Here is a 24,585-nt window from a genome sequence, read left to right as displayed (position 1 = left end):
CTTGATACCAAAATCTTTTAAATTGTTGCAGTATCAATTACATATCTATATCGTGCTTTTTTATCAACGATATTTTTCCAAGCTTGTGTAATCTCTTGGGCTTTAATCATTTCAATTTCAGGTAAAACATTGTGTTTTGCACAATAATCTATCATCTCTTGAGTCTCTTTCATTCCCCCAATAAGTGAAGCATTAAAGTTAACTCTACTTGCTGCTAAACCAAGGTTATTTAAAGTGATTTTGAAATCTTCTGGCATACCAACTAAGGTAAAGTATCCGTAAGGCTTAACAACACGGGCATAAGATGCAACATCAAATTGATAGGGAATAGTACAAATCAAATAATCCATTTGTCCAGCATATTGTTGTAATTTTTTAGTATCATCTACTACAATAACTTCTTTTGCACCCATTGCTTTTATGCTATCAACTTTGTCTGCTGTTGTTGTTAATGCATATACTTCAGCTCCTTTTGAAACTGCAAGTTTTACAGCCATATGACCTAACCCACCAATACCTGCAACGGCAACTTTATCTCCTTTTTTAATTTGTGCATTTACTATTGGTGAATATGTAGTAATTCCCGCACATAAAAGTGGAGCTGCTTTTTCAAAACTAAGATTTTCAGGAAGATGCACTGCAAAATGGTCTCTTACAACTATATGAGTTGAATAACCACCTTGGCTAATTCCAGTTGGTTCTCTTTTATCTGGAAATCCATAGGTAAACAAAGTATCAGATTGATACTGTTCTTCATTTTCACAAGTAGTACAACCATCAACCATACAACCAACACCAGCTCTATCACCAATTTTAAACTTAGTTACATTTTTTCCAACTTGAGTAATAATTCCTGCAATTTCATGCCCTGGGACTTGTGGATATTGTTGTTTTCCCCAATGTCCTTTTTCTTGATGAATATCAGAGTGACAAATACTTGCTGCTTTTATTTCAATTAAAATATCATCATCACCTACAGCTCTTCTTTCAAACTCCCATGGCTTAATTACGCCTGATTCATCGAATGCTGCGTAAGCTTTTGTTTTTATTGTTTTATTCATTATATATCCTTTTTCATTTGCTAAAATATCTGCTGGTTTATAAAAAACTAAACCTGCACCAATCATTGTGGTTTTTTTTATAAAGTCTCTTCTTTTGTTTTTGTTCGATTCTTCACACATAATTTTTCCCCTATAATTTAAAATAATTATTTTCTGGTTTTCAAAACTTCTTGTAAAACATCGTTTGCAGTTTTTGCTTCATTTCTCCCAACTTTAGTATTTAGAATTAAAATAAAATCTTCTAATTGCTCTTTTTTATTTAAAGATTTTATTTTATCACTTCCCATACTCTCATTTGCAAAAATAAAAAGTGGTAGAAAGAAAAATAATTTGACTAATTGCCTCATTTCTTGTCCTTAGTTAATAGTGTATTGTTTATCGCTAACAGCTTCTAACCAATCAACATTTTTTCCATCTTGATTTGCACCAGTTACTACTAGATGTGTCATAGCTATATCTTTAGATGCTCCATGCCAGTGTTTTACACCTATTGGAATCCAAACAACATCTCCTGCTTTTATAACTTGAATAGGTTTTCCCCATTCTTGATAGTACCCAACTCCAGAACTTACTATAATATGTTGCCCAGCTGGATGAGAGTGCCAATTTGTTCTAGCTTTTGACTCAAAAGTCACATATGCACCTCCATGTGTTTTTGCATCACTTTGGGGATAAAGCATATCTATTCTTACCTCTCCTCCTGTAAAGTAGTTTTTATAATCTGATTTACTTACAGCTATTGATGCTCTTGATTCTATTTTTGATATATTGTCCATATTTTTTTCTCCTTGATTTGCTTTAACTTGAAGTGATATACACATCACAACGAAACCTAGTAAAAATATTTTTTCATCTGTTCTCTCCAAATTTTTTCTTTTATATTTAAATTTGATAGTTTATAAATCTTATTTGATATATTAGTTCATTTAAAAGAATTTAACTAGAACATTAATCCATGCTAGTTGCCTAATACTATAAAAATAAAAATTTAGATGATAAGAGATGAAATGCAGAGAAGTTTACTCTACATTTTGAGAAAGAAAAATATTAAGCAGTTTGTTCTATTTTGGTAGAGAGTATAAAAGCTTTAGGAGATGTACCAAACATTCTGGAAAATTCTCTACTAAATTGAGAAGGACTCTCATATCCAACGATATAAGCAACTTCTGCAATTTCAATGTTTCTACCTAATAGTAACTGTTTTGCTTCTTCAAGTCTAAGTTTTTTTTGAAACTGAAGGGGAGACATCGATGTAATAGTTTTAAAGTTTTGGTACAAAGAAGACTCACTTATATTGATTAAATCAGCTAATTCTTTAATAGACAGTTTATCACTAAAATTGTCTTTGATTTCATTGATTACTTTAACTATTTTGTTAGAAATTGTACCTTCCATTGCAAATTTATTTAAAAAGTATCCACTTTTGTCATTAATTAAAATAAAGAGAATTTCTTTAATAATAAAAGGAGAGAGATAGTTAATGTCTTCTTTAGGCTTATCTAATAGTTTAACTAATCTTGCTATTGGATTATACAATCGTTCGCTCATTTCATCAAAAAAAAGTCCTTTTTCAGATTTTTTTGTAAACAATAATTTTTCTGGATTGGTGTTTTTAAGAACTTCATAAATATCTTCTATTTTAAATCTTATTCTTAAAGATATATACGGCTTTTCTTGTGATGCTTCGAGGATTTGAACTTTTGCAGGTACATATGTTGATGAGAGTAAATACTCTTCTGAATTATAATTGTAGAGGTTATCCCCAAAACCTACAGCTTTTGATCCTTGTAAAATAATACATAATGACGGTTCATACATGATACTAGTAAATTCTGATGGCTGGTTGGAAAAATAAAAATCTAAACATGGAATATAAGATTGTATGGCACCAGAGAAACTGTATTTTGATTTTAAAAAATCTATTAATTCAAATCTGTACGAATCAATTGAATCAGTCATGATAATCCTTTAATTAAGAAATATTTTCATTATTACATTATTATATAAAATTATGAAGGGAATGGCTATATAAATACTCTATTTCTCTTGCCTATTCCTATAAATAGCTTTTGAAATAAAATAATTACAATAAAAAAGGCTAAGTTCATTTGAACTTAGCCTTTAGAAATAAGATGATAAATTTTGTTTTTTATGCAGTTGCATTTTTTACTGTTTTATTTTGTAAATTTATATACAAATGAATAACATCAACTGCAGCTGGTGTTATTCCTGAAATTTCTCCTGCATTGAAAAGAGTTGGTGGTCTAAACTTTTCTAGCTTTTCGATTGCTTCATTTGAAAGTCCAGGGATTTCTTTATAATCAAAATTTTCTGGTATTTTTAATTGAATCATTTTTTTCATTTTTTCTATTTGTTTTTGTTGTTTTTCAACATATCTATAATATTTCGCTTCGATTATTATTTGCTCTTTTATATAGTTGTCTAACTCTTTAAATTGAGGGCAAAGTTCATCAAAGTTTTCTGTTGTAACACCATTTCTTCCAACTATATCAAGTAATAAAACTCTATCTTTGATTTTATCTTGACCTAGTTTTTCTAGAAGTTCTAGGTTCTCTTTTTTTGAAGTAAACCATTCCTCTTTCATAAAATCAATTGCTTCTTTTATACATTTTTCTTTGTATTGTACTTTTTGGATTGTTTCATCATTTATAAGTCCAATTTTGTGACCATACTCACTAAGTCTTATATCTGCTCCTTCTTCTCTTAGAAGTAGTCTATATTCTGCTCGACTTGTGAACATTCTATATGGTTCAGCTGTTCCTTTTGTAACTAAATCGTCAATCAAAACACCAATGTATGCTTCATCTCTTCTTAGGATTAGAGGCTCTTTGTTATCAACTGCAAGAGAAGCATTGATACCAGCCATTAGTCCTTGAGAAGCTGCTTCTTCATATCCTGTAGTGGCATTGATTTGCCCAGCATGATATAGGTTTTTCACTTTTTTAGTTTCAAGGGTATGTTTTAGCTCTGTTGGATCAACATAATCATACTCTATGGCATATCCATATCTTACGATTTTTGCATTTTCTAAACCAACTATTGAGTGAATCATCTCTTTTTGAACATCAATTGGCATAGAAGTACTAAGTCCATTGATATAATATTCTGTTGCCATTGCTGTTTGAGGCTCTAAAAACAGTTGATGTCTATCTCTCTCAGAAAATCTATTTACCTTATCTTCAATACTTGGACAGTATCTAGGTCCACTTCCTTTGATTTGTCCAGTAAATAGAGGTGCTCTGTGGAAGTTACTGCTTATTTTCCCATGTGTTCCCAAGTTTGTATATGTGATATAACAAGGGTGTTGTTTTGGGTTAAAAGTTGACTTATCTGTTCTAAATGAGAAAGGAGTTGGTTTTTCATCTCCTCCATGCTCTTCCATTTTTGAAAAGTCTATTGATTTTGCATCAATTCTTGCAGGTGTTCCTGTTTTTAATCTTCCAACATTTAGTCCAAATTCTTTTAACTGTGTTGATAAAGTAGAAGAGGGTAATTCCCACGCTCTTCCAGCATCATAAGTTGAAGTTCCTATGTGAATAAGACCTTTCATAAATGTTCCTGTTGTAAGAATCACTTTTTTTGATTCGAACTCTTCACCAAGTTTTGTTTTTACACCACAAACTTCAAGACCGTTTTCATCTTTTGTTAAAAGTGAACTTACTTCATCTTGATAGATTTCTAGATTTTCTGTATTGTGACATACTTTTCTCATGTATGTTCTATATCTATCCATATCAATTTGTGCACGACTTCCTTGGACTGCTGCACCTTTAGAAGCGTTTAATATTCTAAATTGAATACCTGCACTATCTGTACAAAGTCCCATCTCTCCACCAAGGGCATCTAATTCTCTTACTAAATGTCCTTTTGCCAATCCACCAATAGCGGGGTTACAACTTGCTGCTCCGATTTGTTCAACTAGCATAGTTACAAGAAGAGTTTTTTTACCCATTCTTGCACTTGCCAATGAGGCTTCAATTCCAGCATGTCCTCCACCGACTACGATTACATCATATTTCATTTTATCTCCATAAGTATACAATTGTCTAATGTATCTTTATCTTTTTTTGTTTATATTGAAAAGTGTTTGAAAGTTAGGTTAAAAAATTAGAATAGTTTAAAATTAGCTTCTCAATAAGTTTTCGGTATTATACCAAATATTTCAAGATTTACAGCAATTTTAAAGGAAAAACATGTTCACAGGACTAATAAGAGAGATGGCTGAGGTGCTAAGTTTCAAATCAAATGTACTTACACTAAAAGCAAAATATGAACCAAAGATTGGAGACTCTATCTCAATAAATGGAGCATGTTTAACAGTTGTGAGAGTTGCAAGTGGAACTTTTTCTGTGGAACTTTCTCCTGAGTCACAAAAAATATTGGCAATGGAAAATTACAAAGGTAAGGTTCATATGGAGCCTGCTATGATGATGGGTGATAGATTTGAAGGACATATTGTACAAGGTCATGTGGATTGCCTAGGGATAGTTAAAGCTATCAATAAAAATGGAAATTCCACTGATTTTATAATTTCGCTACCATCTTCTTTTTCTAAATATATTATTCCAAAGGGAAGTGTTAGTATTGATGGAGTTTCCTTGACTGTAAATGAAGTTATGAAAGACTCTTTTAGACTTACAATTATTCCGCACACTGTTGAAAATACTCTGTTTAAAACTTACAAAATAGGTTCTAAAGTAAATTTAGAAACAGATATGTTTGCAAGATATATTTATAATATGTTTAAAAAAGATAAAAAAAATGATGATTTGACTTGGGGACAAGTTGATAAAATGATGGCATCATACTAAGTCCTTATTTAGTGTGATTGTAAAGACTGCTTTATTGTCTAGATTTTGGGCAGATATTTTACCATGAAAGTTATTTTCAATAATTAATTTAGACATATAAAGTCCTAGTCCCGTTCCTTGTTGTGCTTCTTTTGTTGATTTATAAGGTTCGAAGATTTTATCTTTTATTGAATCTTCTATTCCTCCTCCATTATCAGAAATTTTTATTATGATGATATTTTTTTTATTGAATAATTCTATTGTAATTTTTTTATTATTTTCTTCAGTGTTTATTTTTAAAGCATCTATTGAATTATTTAAGATATTAATTATTACATGTTTAAATTCATTTTCATATGAGATTAAATCATACTCCTTAATTGAGTTTTTAGAATTATTTATAATTTCACATGTTACATAGTCATTTAAAAACTTTGCATCGATTAATTTAAGGGTATTTTTTATCGTATCTAAAATATTAAATTGATTTTTTTCTTTTGAGGGTTTTAAAAAATCTCTAAAGTCATTTATTGTATGGGACATATAAGACAGACTATTTTTTATTTTGTTTGAAATAGTTTCAAACTCTTCATCACTTAAAAGATTTAATTTCTTTTTGAACTCTATTTCTTGTATTAAAACAGAGATTTGATTTAAAGGTTGTCTCCATTGATGAGCAAGTATTGCTATCATTTCTCCCATTGCAGATGTTTTTGATTGTTGGATTAGAATTTCTTGCTGAGAAGTAATCCTATCAAAAAGTTTTTTTGGGATTTTAGCTAAATAATAGGCTGAAAGAAAAGCTATGAATATAATTAAGGCAAATAATAAAAAGATTTTATAGTCAAAAAAAGCCAAAAATCTATTGAGCCAACTTTTTGAAGAAAAAGCTATAAACAAGTTCTCATAATCAGAACTTTTTATTAATAAATCTTCAAAAATAATAGAATTTTTATTTATTACTTTTGCTTTTTTTAAATATCTTGTCCATTCATTTTGCAAGTTATTATTAGATACTAAAACTTCTTTATCTTGGTCGTAAATAGTTATATCAAAATCTTTTGATTCTTTTATAGTGTCTAATAATTCTTCTGCAAAAATATTTATTATGAGGATACCAACTCTTTTATTCTCTTCAAAAATAGGTACTGCAAATCTTAAAACTGGTTTATAAGGAATTTCTATTTTTTTATTTTCTATATTTAAATCGATTTTTGAGGTATAAACTTCACCTTTTGCTAGTTTGATACTTTTTTCAAAATAATCTCTATGTTCTTTATTTTGTAAAATAGGATTTTTTATGATTTTATAATCACTAGATATATTAGGCCTATCAATTCTTATTTGTTCTTGACCATTTATATCGATATATCTTAATTGTGTTATGTTTTTATCATAAGATATAAAACTTTCAAAAAGGGATATAGAGTTTTTTAGATTCTCTTTAGAGGGGTCTTTTATATAAGTTATAAATAAAGAGTTTGTTTTTATAGATTTTAAAAGTTGTTTATAGTTTTTATAGTATTTGTTTATAGTATTTGTTTTTTGAGAATATTCATGTTGTGCTTTTTCTTTATAAAGGATTTCTCTATACTTTACGATTTCATATAGTGCAAAACATAGTATTAAAATAGTAAAAGATACAGCTGATAAGATAAATAATATACTAAACTTTTTTAGATAGTTTTCTTTCTTTATTTGTTCCACTATTTAAAATCCTCTATAGGCTTTGGTTTACTAAAATAGTATCCTTGAAACCAATCAACACCAAGGCTTTTGAGAGTTTCAAAGGTCTTTTCATCTTCGACAAATTCAGCAACAACTTTGATATCTAGTTTTTTGCAGAAATCAACTATAGACTCTACTAAAACATATCCTTTGTATTCATTTACCTTTTTTATTAAGCTTCCATCTATTTTTATTTTATCTATTGGTAGAGTAAAAAAATATTCAAAATTTGAATATCCTGCTCCAAAATCATCAATAGCAATTTTTGCGCCATAACTTTTCATTAAGTTGCAAAAATTAATAGTCTTTTCTATATCTTTCAACCCTTCACTTTCCAATAATTCTATAGTTACAATAGAATTATATTTTTGTAGTTTCTCTTCTAAAAAAAGTATGATTTCAGGGTTTGAAATATCTTCAAAAGATAGATTTATAGATATTTCTTTTTGTAAAATACTTGTACATTTTAAGGATTTTTCTATAATTGTTTTTGTAAATTTAGAATAGTTTTTTGAAGCTTTTATTTGTTCTAAAAAGAAAAAAGGAGTTAAGACTTTATTCTCTTCTGTATCAATTATTCTTGCCAAGGCTTCATATTTTACTATATTTTTATTTTTGTCAACTATTGGTTGAAAATATGGAATAATTCCATCTTCATCGAAGGCTTTTTTTATTTTCTTTTGTAACTGTAAATTTGTAGCAAAGATATTTTTTATTCCTTTGATTTTCTTGTAAAGTAGAAAATCCTTTTTTAATTCTCTTGCTACATCTTTTGCAATTAAAGCTTCTGTTAAGATATCATCTTCTTCATTATATGCAAGTCCAAGCGTAAAAGATATATCTAAAGATACATTCTCTTCTATCTCAAATGAATCCTCTTCTAACTTATTTATTAAATTTCTTGTAATAGCATTTATATCTTTTTCTTCCAAAGTATTTTTTGGTAAAACTAAAAGTACAAATTTATCAGATTCTAATTTATATAATTCAAATGAAAGTTTATCAGTTTGTTCTATACTTATGACTTTTAATATTTTTTTAGAAACGATATTTAGTATTTTATCTCCCATTTTGTATCCATACAATTTTGTGAGTTTTCTAAAATCATCTAAATCAATTATACAAAGCATTAAATTAATAGAAGAGAGTTCATTTATTCTTTTATATAAAGCAAATTTATTTTTTAAATCTGTCACTTGATCAATATAAAGTTTTTCAATTATTTCATCTTTTTTCTTTAAGGTTTTTGTTAAATCTTTAAGGATTAGATTTATTGTTTTTATATCATCATCATGTTCATTTGCAAAGGCAGTTATATTTACAGTATATTGTTCTTCTCCTATTTTCAAAGATAAGTTCTTATGAAATATATCTAAGTCATTGGCACTTTTTATAATTGATAAAAAGCTCTTATCTGTTAAACATTCTTTAATATTTGTTATTTTTATCTTATCTGGATTAAACAAATCAAACTCTAATGGATTATCTGTAGAGATATTTAATATCTCACCTTCTTGTGAAATATTGATAATCAAATTTGAGAAATTAACTGCTTTTTTAAATTGTTCAAGTTGGTGTTTTTTCTTTTCTAACTCTTTTTTAGTTATTATGATTTTTGCTAATTTTGTAATTGATTGTATTAAAGAAGTTATATTTAAAGGTTTTGTTATAAATGCATCAACATTTAACTCTATTGCTTTATGTAAATAATCTATCTCATCATGTGCTGTTGTGATTAAGATTGGTATATTTAAATCTAAGTCTTGTATTCTTTTAGATAATTCAAGGCCATCAAGATTTGGCATTTTTATATCTGTTATAATTAAATCGATTTTATTAGTTTTTAATACATCTAATGCTTCAAGACCATCATTTGCCGTGTAAATTTTTTTTGCTAAAAGTTTTAGAGTAGAAGATAATGATTCTCTAACTGTTGTATCATCTTCAACATATAAAATTGATAAATTATTTATTAGTGTATTAGACATAAAACTCCTTTTATAAGTAAATTTAATCATAAAGATACTTATTGGGTACTTAATAAAATTATTTAATTTTTTTTAGTGACTTTTTAGAATATATATAGAAGAAATTTTGATTAAGAGCGTTAATATAAGGTTCTATTTGAGCTTCTTGCATATCTGCCATTTTTTTGATTGCTATTACTTTACCTACTTTTAAGCCTTCAAAAAAGATATTATCCATACCAGAAGTTATTACTTCATCTCCTATTTTTATATCTATCCAAATTGGAATAAATTTTGCTAAAAGGATATTTGAGTTTGCTTTGCCATGGGTGATTCCTGGAGCTTTATTTTCACCTATATAAACAGCATAATTGCTTTTTTCATTTCCATTTAATAAAGCTAATGCTTGATTATCTTTATTTACAACTATTCCAGCTGAATAGTTTTCAGAAATCAATCCCTCTATTTGAGAGTCTGTTTTTTTTGCATCTAACCAAACTTTTGTAAAGTCATCAAATTCAACATATGATAATACTTGTGCAAGTCTTAAATCAGCTTTGTAGTTTTTTAAGTCCACATGAACGTCTTTTATGTGAGTAAGTTCTAAGTTTTTTTCTGCATAAAGTAGTCTAAATTTTTTTAAATCTTGGTTCTCTAGGGTAAGATCTTCTATGGTTTGGGCTTGAAAAAAATATTTTGTTAAGGTCTCTTCAATAATTACAAGTTTTTCTGTGTAATAATCTTTTATTTTATTGATAAAAATAAATTTTGAAGATAATGATTGGTCTACATTAAAAATGTATAGACCAACCATGATTATAAAAAGGAGAACGAAGAGTAGTTTATTCATTAGAAATTAATCTTAATAAAGCTTCCTCATCTAATACTTTACTTGTACCGTAAGCTACAGCTAAAAGTGGCTCATCAGCAACTCTAACTGGTAATTTAATAATATCAGCTAAATATGTGTCTAAACCTCGAATAAGTGCTCCACCTCCTGTTAGTGTAACACCATTATCAACAACATCACCTGCTAAATCAGGCGGCATATCTTCTAATACACTTCTTACAGCTGCAACGATTTCTCTAAGAGGTTCTTTGATTGCTGTTCTAACACCCTCAGAACCTAATTCAATAGTAGATAAAAGTCCTGAGTTATCTCTACCTTTTACTCTTATTTTTAACTCTTGGTCAAGTTTAACAGCAGTTCCTATTTCTATTTTGATAGTTTCAGCAGTTCTTTCACCAATATATAAATTATAATTTTGTCTTACATAATCCATAATCGCTTTATCACATCTGTCACCAGCTGTTTTAATTGATTTAGATAGAACTAATCCCCCAAGTGAAGTAACACCTATCTCAGTTGTACCACCACCAATATCCACAACTACATAACCAGATGGATCAGAAACTGGAATTCCAGCCCCAATTGCAGCTGCCATTGGTTCTTCCACTAAGAATACTTCTCTTGCTCCTGCACTTAGCGCTGACTCTCTTACAGCTTTTCTTTCAACTTGAGTAATTCCATAAGGAATACAAATGATGATTCTAGGTCTTATAAAAGATTTTCTTGAGTGAGCTCTTTCGATAAAATATCTAATCATTCTCTCTGTCATTTCAAAGTCTGCTATAACTCCATCTCTCATTGGTCTAACAGCTTGAATATTCAAAGGTGTCTTCCCTATCATCTGTTTAGCTTCAACACCTACTGCTAATATTTTATCTTTTCCATACTTATCATGTTGAACGGCTACAACTGATGGTTCATTGATAATAATACCTTTTCCTTTTACAGAAACGATAGTATTCGCAGTACCAAGGTCGATAGCCATATCATTAGAAAAGAATCCAATTAATTTGTCTAAAAACATATACTCTTTCTCCTTTTTAAATTAAGCGATTTTTGGGTCTTTTTTATCACTTACTACATCTTTTGTAATAGTGATAGTTTTCTCTTTGTAATTTGGTAAATCAAACATAATATCAAGCATAATATCTTCTAAAATTGATCTAAGACCTCTTGCCCCTGTTTTTCGCTCAATTGCTTTTTTAGCAATAGCAAGTAAAGCATCTTTGTCAAATTCTAAATTTACTTTGTCCATCTCAAAAAGTTTAATATACTGTTTTATTAAAGCATTTTTTGGTTCAGTTAAAATATGAACCATATCTTCTTCTGTTATCTCATTTAATGTAGCAATCATATGTAATCTACCGATTAATTCTGGAATTAGGCCATATTTAACTAAGTCATCAGCTTCAACTAAAGAGATAAGATCAGATTCATCTTTTTTACTACTTTTAGTTTGGTTAAAACCTAAAACATTATTACCTTTTTTTCTTTTGATAATCTCTTCTAAGCCGTCAAAAGCACCACCACAAATAAATAAGATATTTGTAGTATCCACTTGAGTCATATCTTGACCTGGATGTTTTCTTCCACCTTTTGGTGGAACATTTACAACACTTCCTTCGATGATTTTAAGCATAGCTTGTTGAACACCTTCACCTGATACATCTCTAGTGATTGATCTATTTTCACTCATTCTAGCTATTTTATCAATTTCATCTATAAAAATAATTCCAGTTTCTGCTTTTTTAATATCACCATTAGCTGCTTGTAAAAGTCTAGTAATAACATTTTCAACATCATCTCCAACATAACCAGCTTCTGTCAAACTTGTAGCATCTGCTATTGCTAAAGGAACATCTAAATATCTTGCGATTGTTTGTGCAAGTAGTGTTTTACCAGAACCTGTTGGTCCTATTAGTAAAACATTTGATTTATTAATCTCTGTATCTTCACCAATTTCATCTCTTCTAAAAATTCTTTTATAATGGTTATATACCGCAACTGAAAGAACCTTTTTAGCTCTATGTTGTCCAACCACATAATCATCAAGTAAAGCTTTTAATTCACTTGGTGTATGAAGTTTTATTTCACTTTCTGCTTTAACATCAGGATTTAATGTTTGTTCATCTTCTGCTGGTTCTTTACCACTAATAATATCATGGGCAGCGTTTACACAAGATTTACAAATACAAGCATTGTCTCCTGATATTACTGGATTTTGAGCACTATCTATTGCTCCACAAAAATCACATTTTAATTTGCTCATATGTTCTATCTCTCCTGCTTTCTTATAAAGGGAATACCTCTTTTTGTATTTATAATAAAGTTTGCAAATTCTAATACATATTTATTATCTTGAGTTTTTACTAATTCATTTGCAATCTCTTGGATTGGCTGTCCTGATTCAAAAACATCTTTGTATGCTTTTTTCACAGCATTTATATCTTCTCTTCCTAGTCTTCTTCTAAGTCCATTTAGATTTAGACCTCTAAGATTTGCTCTATTTCCTTCTGCTAAACAAAAAGGTGGTATGTCTTGAGTTAAGACAGAACCTCCACCAATCATAGCATGGCTTCCAATTTTGCAAAACTGGTGAATTGGTGTTAATCCACCAACAACTACATAATCATCAATTTCAACATGTCCTGCAAGTGTTGCAACATTTGCAAATACACAATGATTCCCAATAATTACATCATGGGCAACATGAACATAACCCATAAATAGGTTGTCATCACCTATTTTAGTAATTGAACCTCCACCTTTAGTACCGGGGTTAAAAAGTGTAAATTCTCTAATTTTATTATTATTCCCAATAATTAGTTCAACTTCTTCACCATCAAATTTTAAATCTTGAGGATCAGTTCCAAGGGCTGCATGTGAGTAAATCTTATTATTGTCACCAATTGTAGTTTTACCTTCAATTACACTGTTAGAGCCAATTATATTTCCATTTCCAATTTTTACATTAGAGCCTATGATAGTATACGCGCCAATAGTAACATCATCACCGATAATTGCGCCATCTTCTATTATAGCTGTTTTATGGATATTATTCATATATTTATTATTTATCCACTACCATAGCTTTTAATTCAGCCTCTGCAACTAACTTATCATCAACAAAAGCTTTACCATCAAGCACTATTAAAGTACCTCTTAGTTTTTTTACTTCAATTCTGTATTCTAATTTATCACCAGGTTTTACTGGTGTTCTAAATTTTGCCCCATCAATACTCATGAAATAAATAACTTTACTTTTCATCTCTTCATATGATAAATTATTGCTTTTTAAAGCTAAGATTCCACCAGCTTGCGCCATTCCTTCAAGAATTAATACACCTGGATAAATTGGATGCCCAGGGAAATGTCCCATAAAAGCAGGTTCACTAATAGAGATATTTTTAAAACCAATGATACTTTTGCCTTCTTCCATTCTTGTAATTCTATCTACAAGTAAAAAAGGGTATCTATGTGGAAGTATCTCTTGAATCTGTGTAACGTCTAGCATATATTTTCCTATATCTTTTTATTTAAGGCATATATTCTATCAAAATTTAAATTAGTTTTGAATTATGCGAGCCACATTCTTAGAACTTCCAAATTTAAGATATTCTCTTAGAACTTTTGAATTTTCCATAAACTTGTTTGTATCCATTTTTTTATAATCATTTAAGAGGTTTTCAACAGTTACATTTTCTTGTAAAAACTCACTATGAATTAGCTCTTTACCCATCTTTGAAAAGAATATATTTGCTAATCCAACAGCTGGAAGTTTTACAAGTCGTGAACCTATAAAATAATCTAACTTCTTAGCTATATAGCTAAGTGTAAAAGGTGTTCCAATAAGTGCTGCTTCTAGGGTTGCTGTACCACTACAAATAAAGGCATAATCGCTTTTTTTAAGGCTTTCATGGGCATTATTTGAAATAGTAAATGCTGAAATATCTCCATAAATGTTCTTAATATATTCTTCATCAAACTTAGAAGGGATAATTAAAATGTACTCTTTATTTGGAATATTTTTTATAAGTTTTTTAAATATTGGCATAAGATTTATAATCTCATTTTTTCTGCTTCCTGGCATAAAAGCTATTTTGTTAGAAGTTGAAGCTGTAGTTTTATAATCTTTTATTTCATCAAGTAAAGGGTGACCAACATAAGTGATTTTCTCTTTTTTTGAGTAATAATCTTTTTCAAAAGGTAAGATTGAACAAAGCTTATCGCAGTATGTTTCAATCTTAGGAATTCTTCCTTTTTTCCATGCCCAAGCTTGGGGAAGAATATAATAAATAATCTCTTTATTTGGATATTTTTTCTTAATTGCTTTTGCTAGAGGTAAATTAAAGCCTGATGAATCCATAAGTAATACTTTATCAACATTTTTTGCCAATTCTACCATTTCATCTTTTAGTTTAAAAAAGAAAGGTAACCTTTTTAGGGCATCTACAAATCCCATGATAGCAAGTTGCTCAATATCATAATTTGGAGTTCCAAGTTTTTTATCAAATATTCCAATAAGTTCAATGTCTTCACTTAGATGTTTTTTAAGTTCTGCTAAATGTATATTTGAAGAAGTTTCCATAGCGCTTACTAGAAGTTTCATTTATATAATTACCTCTTTTACATCTTCATAGGTTTTTGCATCAATAGAAATCTCATATTTTCCTTCACTTATCTCATCAACTACTATAATCGCAGATAAGCCATAAGGATTTTGAGTGATTTCATTTCTTACTTTTAGTTCAGCTTCAAAAGTCAAAGGATGATACATCAAGTCTTTAACATCTCTATAGTGAGATTGAGTAAAATCATTGAAAGTATCTATTGTGATTATTTTAACTTCATCTTTATTTAAATAGTGAACTTCTGCTTTTTCAAATGCTATTTTTCCACTTGTTCTACCTTTACTTATTGTTGAATAACATAAAAAATATGAAGGAATAACTTCTTTATTTACTTTAACTTTTGCATTTAAAAGTCTATAGTTTAGAAATTTTTGTTTAACTATTTTATATGGAATATTTGTTTCATCTAAATTTGTTCTATTATTATATAATTCTAGTCGATACTCTATTGATTGGGGTAAAATTTGGTTTGAAATAGGTAAAAACATCTCATCCATAAGTTTATCTTGACTCTCTCTTTGGGGAGCTAATCCAAATAAACAGCCGCAATAATTTTGTCTATAAAAAGAGTTTTCTTTTACAACTTTTGCTTGCTCTTCCATTCCTTTACCACTTCTATAATCTTTAAAAATCCATTGTAAATCATATCTTTTTTCTAAATCAGCTCCAATTATTTCTAATTTTTCTTGTGATTTTTTTGGTGAGATAAGTAGGGTTGTAGTAAATTTGTCATGACCTAATTCAATAGCTTTTTTTACACTTGTTTCTAATCTATCATCATAACAAACTGTGCATCTATCACCTTTTTCAGGTTCATTTTCTAGGCCTTTTACTTTTCTTAACCACTCTTCAAGATTATATGGGCCTTCTATTAATTCTATACCTAATTTATGGCAAGAGTATTCAACATCTTTTAGTCTTAGTAAATATTCATTGTAAGGATGAATATTAGGGTCATAAAAAAAACCAACTAATTTTTCATCGGGGAAATCTTGTTGTAGTATTTCTAAAAAATAGTGACTATCAACGGAACAACATATGTGAACGAGCATTTAAATCCTTTATTTAATCGTATTATAGTAAAATTATTTTCAAATTCAAAGAGGATCTATTTTGTTTAAAAAAATCACTAGTTTTATTTTTATTATTTTATTTTTTTCATCTTGTGCACAAAAACAGGTTATACACTCTACAAGTGCGACAATTCTTATAAAAACACCTACTATGAAATTTTATGATAAAGGCTTTATTTCTAAGTTTAATAATTATACTCAAGTTCAAATTTACAGTGCAGGGAAAACTATTTTAGACATGAAAATATATAAAGATAGAGTTTGTACTTCTACTTTTGAGTGTGAAGGTATAAAAGAGTTTAATAGAAAATATTTAAGCAGTTCTTACAAAGATGATTTTTTAGAAACTGTTTTTAATAACAACAAAAAAGAGACAGTTTTTAGGGATAAAGAACATAATATTTTAATAAAGGTAAAAAAAGATTAAATAACAGGATTAACCAAGTCAAAAATCTTTTTACCTAGTTCATGGGATTTTTGTTTATTTACCCTTGCAGATAATCCAGATATTCCAAGAGTTCCTACAAACTCTTTTTTATTATTGAAGTAGGGAACAGCTATTGAGAAAAGTCCAAATTCGTACTCTTCAAAACCAATGGCATAACCATTTTTTTTCACTTCTTCAATCTCTTTTTTTAGCCTTGTAACGGTAGTAATTGTATTTGCTGTGTATTTTTTCAAATCTAAAGTTTTAAAATCCACATTTTCATATGCTAATAAAACTTTTCCAAAGGCATTGGCATGTAAGGGAGCATGTAGACCTATAGAGTCTTTTGTTTTTAAAACTCGATTTGATTTATCCACTTGATTTAAATATAAAACGGCATTTTTTTCAAGTATTCCAATATATGAACACTCTTGGGTTAAATAAAATATTTCATCAAGTAAAGTTCTTGTTTTCTCAACTATTTTATTTCTAGCTTCTATTTGTGATATATTATTCATAATATCACTTAAAACTATCTCTTTAGAGTTTTCAACATATTCGATGAAACCTTCATTTACTAAAGTTGTGATAAGTCTTGACATGGTACTTTTATCTATATCATGGGTTTGACATAAAAAGTTAGCTGTTAAAGGTTTATTTGAATTCATGATTGATTTTAAAATCAACAAACCTTTTGTTAATGACTTATTTTGATTTTGCAATATATTATCTCTTTATTTAATTTTGTTTATTTTAACATTTTTTATTTAAATTGCTTTTGTTTTTGTCTGTGTATGTTTAATTTTAACTTAATAGATTTTTATTTGACCAAAAGTAACATCTTAATTAAATAATTACAAAAGTTTTATTTTAGATTGCAAGATTTATTGAAAAAATTTTCTCACTATGTGAAACTTGCTTTTAAAACATTTTGTAAAAGCACTTAAAGATGGTATCTAGAACTATTTATAAATTATTACTTAATATAAAAATTAATATTATAATTTATATTTGAGTTTATTTTACCTATGGATTAATTCCCTTACAAAAAGAAAATTATAAAGGTAAATATCATGACTTCTTCTGTAATAGATTTATCAAAATTAACAGCAAATGACGATTTGAAACCAGTACTTGGTGGATATTGGCCAGGGATTCAAATATATTATCCTCCAATTAAGTTTAATCCACTAGATGGAAGCTATGAGACTATGGAGCAAGCAAAACTTAGACTTCAAAAACACGCTTATAAAACAAAAGCACATACAGTGTTATTTGATTTAGAAGATGGTTGTAGACAAAAAGCTATGAGTAGGGAACTTTTAATTCAAGAGTTACCAAAATTTCCTCAAAGGGATTTTCAAATAGCTATTAGAATTAACCCTTTTAGAACTGATGAGTATGAAGAAGATTTAAAGATGTTAAAACAAGTTCATAAATACATCGATGCAATTGTATTAGCAAAAGCTGGTGAAGTTTATGGAGATGCTGAGATTAGAGATTTATCTTCTTGGTTGGTTTCTATTGGTAGTAGTTTACAAATTCAACCAATCATTGAGCATCCAAAATCACTTCAAATAGCTGATAGACTTATGAGTCACTCAACTGTTCAACATGTGGTATTTGGTATCCATGACTTCTCAAAAGCAATGGCATATAAAATCACACCTGAGGGTTGGATTGATGAGTTAGAGACATTTTTTAATATGCTTACAATGGAAGCTAGAATTAAAGGTAAAGGTGTAATTGGAGGGGTTGAAGTTTTACTTACTCCTAATTCATTACCTGATTCTTGTGTTGAGAAAAAAGATATTAGAAGATGGTTAGATTTACATGGGGATAATGCTTCAAGACATGTTTATGAACATGCTAAAAGAGAGACAGCTATGGGATTAACAGGTAAACAAGTAATTACTCCAAACCATATAAATGTTTGTAAAGTTGCTTTTACTCCAAGTCCTAAAGAGATAGCAAAAGATATAGAAATATTAAGTGCAGCAATTGAAGCAGATGCACTTTTAAGTGGAGCTATTAGATACAAAGGTGAGATGTTAGATCCCCCAATGTTTGGTAAGTCTTTACAAAATCTTCTAAGAGGATATGCACTTAGAAGTTTAAGTAAAGAGGATCAATCTTTTGCCTTAACAGTATTAAATAAAATGCCGTTACATACATTTAAAGAAAACTGGCCTTATGGTCAAATATAGTAAGGAGATAATATGAGTTCAACTATTAAAATCGAAGTACCTGAATTTTTAAATATCGGGGTTGCTTGTACATCAGCTCATTTGGGAACACCAAAAGAGAATAATACAGCAATGGTTATAGAAGATGACAAATTAGGTACTGATGAAATAACATATAAAGATTTAGCTAAAAAATCTGATCAAGTTGCAAATTTCCTTACAAGTATTGGAATTGGGGCAAGGGATAGAGTTTTAGTTTGTTTGAAAAATTCATTGGCTTATCCAATTTCATTTTTTGGAAGTATCAAAGTTGGAATTATTGCAGTTCCTACTTCTACACTTTTAAGTGGTTCTGAGGTTAAATATCTTGCGGAAGATTCACAAGCAAGTGCCATTGTTATGTCTGCAACTATGTATGAAAACCTAGTTCCATATTTAGAAAATGTAGATAATCTAAAAACAATAATTGTAGCAGCAATTGATAGTGTTGATAATCTTAAAAAACCAAAAGGTATAAATGTTTATGCTTTAAATGAGATTTTGAAAAATGGTGATGCAACACCAAATCACTACAAATCAAAATCAGGTGAGCCTGCATATTTGGTTTATACATCAGGAACAACTGGTTATCCAAAGGGTGTTTTACATTCTCATAGATCACTTGTAGGAAGAACTCCTGCAACTGAGTATTGGTTTAATTTTAAAGAAAATGACAGAATTATGCACTCTGGGAAGTTTAATTGGACTTATGTTTTAGGTTCAGCTTTGATGGATCCTTTATACAATGGTCATACAGTTATTGCTTATGAAGGTGCAAATGATGCTTCAACTTGGATAAACCTAATTAAAAAACATAAATGTACTATTTTTATTGGAGTTCCAACTATTTATAGACAAATTATTCAAAAAACTGATTTCAAAATAGATGATTGTCCAAGTTTAAGATACTGCATGAGTGCAGGAGAACATTTATCAGATGAGATGTTAGGACTTTGGAGAGAAAGATTTAAACAAGATATTTATGAAGCAATAGGTATGAGTGAATGTTCTTATTATATTTCACACTCTGTTAATAATCCTATAAGACCAGGAAGTGCAGGTTTTGTACAACCAGGACATATTGTAAAACTGTTAGATCCAAATACTTTAGAAGAAGTTGGAACTGAAGAAGAGGGAATGATTTGTATTGGAGTTGATGATCCAGGTTTATTTTTAGAGTATTGGCAATTGGATGATGAAACAGCAAAAGCTAAACATGATGGATACTTTTTTACAGGTGATTATGCCAAAAAAGACAAAGATGGATATATTTGGTTCATAGGTAGAAAAGATGATATTATCAATACCTTTGGCTTTAGAGTATCTCCACATGAGATTGAAAGAGTTGTAAAAACCCATGATAAAGTTGCCGATTGTGTTGCTTTTGGTTTAGATATTGAAAAGGATAAAACCTTAGTTGCTATTGCAGTAATTGGACATAAACCTTTAAGTGAAGAAGAAGAGGCTGAGATTTTAAAATATTCTCAAGAAAACTTGGCAAAATACAAAGCGCCTAAAAGAATATTTGCCATAAGTGATTATCCAAGAACTAAAAATGGTAAAGTTTTAAGAAAACAACTTGTTAAAAACATCCATGAACAAGAGGCTGCTTTAAGTGTTGGGGAAGAGATTATAGAATATAAAGCAAGAAGATCACTTTTATATGTTCCTTCATACAATAAAAAGTATGTGAAAAAAGCAAAAACTGTTTTAGCAGATACTGTAATTTTTGATTTGGAAGCTATTTTAACAGAACAAAAAGAGGCTGGAAGAGCTGTTTTAAAAGAGGTATTTAAAGAAGAGGGTTCAAAATTTGGAGAATCAGAAAGAATACTTAGGGTTAATAATTTAGGAAGTGAAGATTTACAAAAGGATTTAGAACTTGCAAAAGAGCTAGAGCTTGATGGAATACTTTTTTCTAAAATTGATAATAAAGAAGATGTTTTAGAAGCAGCAAAATTAATTGATGAGGTAAATTCTGAATTAACGATGATGATAATGATAGAATCACCACTATCAGTTTTAAATATCCAAGAGATATGTGCTGCAACCTCTAGAGTTGAAGTTGTAGTGGCAGGTTCTAATAAACTTGCAAATAGACTTCAAATAGATGTAAAAAAAGGTTCAAAAGCTATTATTAATTATCTATCTCAAATAGCACTTGCTGCTAAAGCTTATGATAAAGTAGTAATTGATGGACCACATTATGATGTACATGATGAGTTTGCTTGTGAAGATTCTACAAAAGATGCTTTTGATTTAGGATTTGATGGAAAAGCTTTAGTTCATCCTGTACAAATAGAGTATATAAATGATATATTTACTCCAAAAAGAGAAGAGGTAAAAGAGTATGAAGAGATGATTTCTTTATATGAAGATGCTGTAAAAGATGGAAAAGAAGTGATTTTATATCAAGATAAACTTGTTGATATTAGTAGAATCAAATGGGCTAAAAAGATGATAACTCTTTATGAAACATATAAATCTTTAGGTCAAAATCTATTTGGTAAATAAGGAAGAAAAATGTCTAAAATAAGTACTAAAATCAATTTTGGAAACTTTTTTGAAGATTTTGAAATTGGTCAAAAAATAGTTCATCCACTTCCAAGAACAATAAGTGATGGTGATGTATCTTTTTACATTGCCCTTACTGGAAGTAGATTTTCATTAAATTCATCGGATATCTTAGCTCAAGAGATGGGTTATACAAAAAAGCCCCTTGATGATTTATTGATGTTTCATTTGACATTTGGAAAATCTGTTCAAGATATATCTTTAAATGCAATTGCAAATTTAGGTTATGCAGAAGTATCTTTCCCAAATCCCGTATTTGTAGGAGATACTGTTAGGCTTGAGACTGAAATTATAGGTTTAAAAGAGAACTCAAATGGAAAAAGTGGAGTAGTTTATGTGCACTCTATTGGATATAACCAAGATGAAAATGAAGTTTTAAATCTTAAAAGATGGGTTATGGTTCACAAAAGAAACAAAGGCGAAATGAGTGGAATAAATAGTGTTCCAAGTTTTGCAAAAACTCAAGCCATAAAAGAAGAGATAAATATCCCAGTTTTAAAAGATATAAATACAGATGTAACTGGTGGAGATTATTTTTTTGAAGATTATGAAGTAGGTGAAAGATTAAATCATGCAGAGGGTATTACTATTGATGATAGTGATCATACCTTAGCTACTAAACTTTATCAAAATAATGCAAAAGTACATTTTGATGATTTTATGATGAAAAGTACACCAATGGGTCAAAGACTTATGTATGGGGGACATGTTATTTCAATAGCTAGAAGTATTTCATTTAACGGCTTACAAAATGCCCAATGGATTTACTCTATAAATAGTGGAGCACATTCCAATCCAACATTTGCAGGTGATACTATTTATGCTTATACTGAAGTAGTTGAGACTATCAATCATAAAAGAGAAGATTTAGGGTTATTGCGACTGAGAACAGTTGCTCTTAAAAACCAAAGACCAGAGACTTTTGATACAGCATTTGATGAAAATGGAAAGTATAAAAAAGAAGTTGTATTAGATTTAGATTACACTGTTGTAATCCCTAAAAAAAATTAAATTAAAGAGTATTACGATAGAGGCAACTCGTTGCCTTCTTTAGGATTTTGCTTCTTTTAATGGGAATTTATTTCCCATGTTAAAAAGAAGACATTAAACATATAGGTCCCTTTAAAATAGGGAACCAATTTTAAAGGAGAAATTATGACACACCCAAACGAAGCACTATTTGAATCAGGAAAATCTTTACCAATAATCCCAACTTGTGAGCACTTTGCAGGAAGTGAAAAGCTTATTTTAAAAGGCTTTGAAATGCAAAAAAAACTAGGACCAGTTTTTGATATCACTTGTGATTGTGAAGATGGAGCAGAAACAGGAAAAGAAGTAGAACATGCAGAAATGATAGTAAGAGTTGTAGACTCTGAAGCAAACCCTTATGCTATGGCAGGGACGAGAATCCATGATTTCTCACATCCTGATTGGAGACAAGATATTGATATTTTAGTACCTGGTGCTGGTGAAAAACTTGCATATATTACTTTGCCAAAATCAACTTGTTATGAAGATGCTAAAACACAAATTGAGTATATTCAAAAAGTAGCAAAGGAAGCTGGAATAAAAAGAGAGATTCCAATTCATATTTTAATTGAAACTCATGGGGCATTAAGAGATGTTGAAAAAACTGCAACGCTACCTTGGTTACAAGTTTTAGATTTCGGTCTTATGGACTTTGTTTCTGGTTACCAAGGTGCAATTGCTGCTATTAATATGAGAAGCCCAGGTCAATTTGAACATAGATTAATTGCAGCTGCTAAAGCAAAAGTATGTCAAGCAGCTATTGAAAATCATGTTATTCCTTGTCACAATGTAACTTTAGATTTAAAAAATCCATACCAAACATTTAAAGATGCGGAGAGAGCAAGAAATGAGTTTGGATTTATGAGAATGTGGTCAATCTATCCAACACAAGTTCAAGCAATCGTAGATGCTATGAAACCAGATTTTACAGAACTTGAAGCTGCACAAAATATTTTATTAGCTGCACAAAATGCAGAGTGGGGACCTATTCAATATGATGGTGAACTACATGATAGAGCAACATATAGATACTTTTGGGAATTAGTTCAAAGAGCTAAATTCTCTGGTGGAAAACTTCAAGATGAAGTAGAAAAAAGATTTTTCGCTTAATTTTATTTTTTAAGCTAAATTTTCAGATAAGAGGATAATATTCTTATCTGAAAAACTATGAAAGGATTAATAATGATAATTAACAAAGTCGTCATGCTCGCCAACTGCAGTGAGAAGAGTTTATACCGCTGGTAGAGTTTTACATAAGATAATTTAACTACCCACATAAACTTCACGAAAATATTCTCACTTTAAAAAATAATCATCCCAAAATAAAAAATAAATTGTCTAAATTTTTAAAATTAAGGGCAAAAAAATGAAAAAATATAATATAAATACAGAAGACTTAAAAGATTATTTAGGTTTTGGTGTTGCAGGAAACTTCGCAAATCACTTAGGGGAAGCAGGTGAGGCCGATGAATTTTCAGTAATCAAAACAGAGGAAAAAGATGCACCAAAGGGATTATTTCCTTTTTATATTCCAAATGATAAGAGTTATTTAGGACAATTTCCTATTTGTACAGATGAGATAAATCATAATGGAATAGAGCATTTACAAGTTGAAGCAGAAGTAGGATTAATTTGTGATTTTGTATATGAAAATGACAAATTAGTAGATTTAAAACCAAGATATTTTGGGGCATTTAATGATTGCTCAAACAGAGTGCAAGATGGGAAGATGTTAAGCACTAAAAAAAATTGGGGAAGATCATCAAAGGGAATTGCGCCAGAATTTATTGAAATAGATAGTTTTGATGAAGCTGGAATTTTGAACAAATACCATATCGCTTCATTTTTAAAAAGAGATGGAATTGTACATGATTATGGAACAATTAGTGCTGTAAATTCATACTCATACTTTTTTGGTCAATTAAAAGATTGGATGATAGATAAATTTAACACCCAAGAAGAAGTAGGTCCACTTGAAGCTTTACCTCAATATTTCAAAGAAATAAATAATAAAAAAGGTATCTTAATAGCAGCAGGTGCTACGGCATATACTGAGTTTGGTAAACATCACTATTTAGAAAAAGGGGATGAAATATTTATATATGTTTATAATGCACACTTTCACTCTTTTGAAGATATTTTACAAGATATGTCAGGATCAGAAGTATTACTTTCACAGTGTTCTAAACTTCATCAAATAGTTCAATAA

The 24,585-nt window shown here is 29.3% G+C and carries 22 protein-coding genes; 7 read left to right on the top strand and 15 right to left on the bottom strand.

Features of this window, described 5'->3' with window-relative positions:
* Positions 1–17 precede the first annotated feature (17 nt).
* The 5 genes from ACNI3D_RS16210 to mnmG form a co-directional block, all read right to left on the bottom strand.
* Positions 18–1,181, bottom strand: coding sequence for an NAD(P)-dependent alcohol dehydrogenase (locus ACNI3D_RS16210; protein WP_419767720.1), 1,164 nt, complete (start codon positions 1,179–1,181; stop codon positions 18–20).
* A gap of 26 nt (positions 1,182–1,207) precedes the next feature.
* Entirely contained in the window at positions 1,208–1,408 is a 201-nt protein-coding gene (locus ACNI3D_RS16205; RefSeq protein ID WP_419767719.1) for a hypothetical protein, read from the bottom strand.
* 9 nt (positions 1,409–1,417) lie between these two features.
* Positions 1,418–1,927: a (R)-mandelonitrile lyase gene (locus ACNI3D_RS16200; RefSeq protein WP_419767718.1), complete on the bottom strand. Its 510-nt coding sequence runs from the start codon at positions 1,925–1,927 to the stop codon at positions 1,418–1,420.
* 181 nt (positions 1,928–2,108) lie between these two features.
* Complete coding sequence (locus ACNI3D_RS16195; RefSeq protein WP_419767717.1) at positions 2,109–3,020, bottom strand: AraC family transcriptional regulator; 912 nt, start codon at positions 3,018–3,020, stop codon at positions 2,109–2,111.
* A gap of 190 nt (positions 3,021–3,210) precedes the next feature.
* Entirely contained in the window at positions 3,211–5,103 is a 1,893-nt protein-coding gene (gene mnmG, locus ACNI3D_RS16190; protein ID WP_419767716.1) for a tRNA uridine-5-carboxymethylaminomethyl(34) synthesis enzyme MnmG, read from the bottom strand.
* A gap of 172 nt (positions 5,104–5,275) precedes the next feature.
* Between mnmG and ACNI3D_RS16185 the strand changes: the two genes are divergently transcribed.
* On the top strand, positions 5,276–5,893 hold the full coding sequence (locus ACNI3D_RS16185; protein ID WP_375724960.1) for a riboflavin synthase: 618 nt from the start codon (positions 5,276–5,278) through the stop codon (positions 5,891–5,893).
* On the opposite strand, the gene ACNI3D_RS16180 is transcribed toward ACNI3D_RS16185, so the two are convergent.
* The 9 genes from ACNI3D_RS16180 to ACNI3D_RS16140 are packed head-to-tail and all read right to left on the bottom strand — an operon-like array spanning position 5,885 to position 16,100.
* Positions 5,885–7,579 (bottom strand): sensor histidine kinase, encoded by a 1,695-nt coding sequence (locus ACNI3D_RS16180; RefSeq protein ID WP_419767715.1) that lies wholly within the window; start codon positions 7,577–7,579, stop codon positions 5,885–5,887. The genes ACNI3D_RS16185 and ACNI3D_RS16180 overlap by 9 nt on opposite strands.
* Entirely contained in the window at positions 7,579–9,588 is a 2,010-nt protein-coding gene (locus ACNI3D_RS16175; protein ID WP_419767714.1) for an EAL domain-containing response regulator, read from the bottom strand. The genes ACNI3D_RS16180 and ACNI3D_RS16175 overlap by 1 nt, the downstream gene beginning before the upstream one ends.
* A gap of 58 nt (positions 9,589–9,646) precedes the next feature.
* Positions 9,647–10,417: a rod shape-determining protein MreC gene (gene mreC, locus ACNI3D_RS16170; RefSeq protein WP_419767713.1), complete on the bottom strand. Its 771-nt coding sequence runs from the start codon at positions 10,415–10,417 to the stop codon at positions 9,647–9,649.
* Positions 10,410–11,441 (bottom strand): rod shape-determining protein, encoded by a 1,032-nt coding sequence (locus ACNI3D_RS16165; RefSeq protein WP_013136801.1) that lies wholly within the window; start codon positions 11,439–11,441, stop codon positions 10,410–10,412. Before ACNI3D_RS16165 ends, mreC begins: the two co-directional genes overlap by 8 nt.
* A 21-nt stretch (positions 11,442–11,462) precedes the next feature.
* Positions 11,463–12,686, bottom strand: coding sequence for an ATP-dependent Clp protease ATP-binding subunit ClpX (gene clpX / locus ACNI3D_RS16160; protein ID WP_129100812.1), 1,224 nt, complete (start codon positions 12,684–12,686; stop codon positions 11,463–11,465).
* A gap of 5 nt (positions 12,687–12,691) precedes the next feature.
* Complete coding sequence (lpxA, locus tag ACNI3D_RS16155) at positions 12,692–13,480, bottom strand: acyl-ACP--UDP-N-acetylglucosamine O-acyltransferase (RefSeq protein ID WP_419767712.1); 789 nt, start codon at positions 13,478–13,480, stop codon at positions 12,692–12,694.
* A gap of 7 nt (positions 13,481–13,487) precedes the next feature.
* The gene (gene fabZ, locus ACNI3D_RS16150; protein ID WP_419767711.1) at positions 13,488–13,931 is read right to left on the bottom strand and encodes a 3-hydroxyacyl-ACP dehydratase FabZ; all 444 of its coding nucleotides are present in this window, start codon (positions 13,929–13,931) and stop codon (positions 13,488–13,490) included.
* Positions 13,932–13,982: 51 nt separating this feature from the next.
* Entirely contained in the window at positions 13,983–15,026 is a 1,044-nt protein-coding gene (gene lpxB, locus ACNI3D_RS16145) for a lipid-A-disaccharide synthase (protein ID WP_419767710.1), read from the bottom strand.
* Positions 15,027–16,100, bottom strand: a complete 1,074-nt coding sequence (locus tag ACNI3D_RS16140; protein WP_419767709.1) for an epoxyqueuosine reductase QueH — start codon at positions 16,098–16,100, stop codon at positions 15,027–15,029.
* A gap of 61 nt (positions 16,101–16,161) precedes the next feature.
* Between ACNI3D_RS16140 and ACNI3D_RS16135 the strand changes: the two genes are divergently transcribed.
* Entirely contained in the window at positions 16,162–16,548 is a 387-nt protein-coding gene (locus ACNI3D_RS16135; protein ID WP_419767708.1) for a hypothetical protein, read from the top strand.
* On the opposite strand, the gene ACNI3D_RS16130 is transcribed toward ACNI3D_RS16135, so the two are convergent.
* Entirely contained in the window at positions 16,545–17,270 is a 726-nt protein-coding gene (locus tag ACNI3D_RS16130) for an IclR family transcriptional regulator (protein ID WP_129100817.1), read from the bottom strand. The two genes, ACNI3D_RS16135 and ACNI3D_RS16130, sit on opposite strands and share 4 nt — an antisense overlap.
* Positions 17,271–17,621: 351 nt before the next feature.
* On the opposite strand from ACNI3D_RS16130, the gene ACNI3D_RS16125 reads away from it, so the two are divergent.
* The 5 genes from ACNI3D_RS16125 (at position 17,622) to ACNI3D_RS16105 (ending at position 24,585) form a co-directional block, all read left to right on the top strand.
* A complete protein-coding gene (locus ACNI3D_RS16125) occupies positions 17,622–18,755 on the top strand; it encodes an HpcH/HpaI aldolase/citrate lyase family protein (protein ID WP_129100818.1) in 1,134 nt (377 codons plus the stop codon).
* 12 nt (positions 18,756–18,767) lie between these two features.
* Complete coding sequence (locus ACNI3D_RS16120) at positions 18,768–21,287, top strand: aldolase/citrate lyase family protein (protein ID WP_419767707.1); 2,520 nt, start codon at positions 18,768–18,770, stop codon at positions 21,285–21,287.
* A gap of 9 nt (positions 21,288–21,296) precedes the next feature.
* Positions 21,297–22,358, top strand: a complete 1,062-nt coding sequence (locus tag ACNI3D_RS16115; RefSeq protein ID WP_419767706.1) for a MaoC family dehydratase — start codon at positions 21,297–21,299, stop codon at positions 22,356–22,358.
* 144 nt (positions 22,359–22,502) lie between these two features.
* Positions 22,503–23,486, top strand: a complete 984-nt coding sequence (locus ACNI3D_RS16110; RefSeq protein ID WP_419767705.1) for an HpcH/HpaI aldolase/citrate lyase family protein — start codon at positions 22,503–22,505, stop codon at positions 23,484–23,486.
* A 256-nt stretch (positions 23,487–23,742) separates the two neighbouring features.
* Positions 23,743–24,585 (top strand): DUF5718 family protein, encoded by an 843-nt coding sequence (locus tag ACNI3D_RS16105; RefSeq protein WP_419767704.1) that lies wholly within the window; start codon positions 23,743–23,745, stop codon positions 24,583–24,585.

Source organism: Arcobacter siniprincipis (SeqCode) (assembly GCF_048571125.1).
In the GTDB taxonomy this organism is placed as follows: domain Bacteria; phylum Campylobacterota; class Campylobacteria; order Campylobacterales; family Arcobacteraceae; genus Arcobacter; species Arcobacter siniprincipis.
Note: the sequence above shows the minus strand (reverse complement) of the source record. Positions and strands in the feature narration are given on the sequence as shown.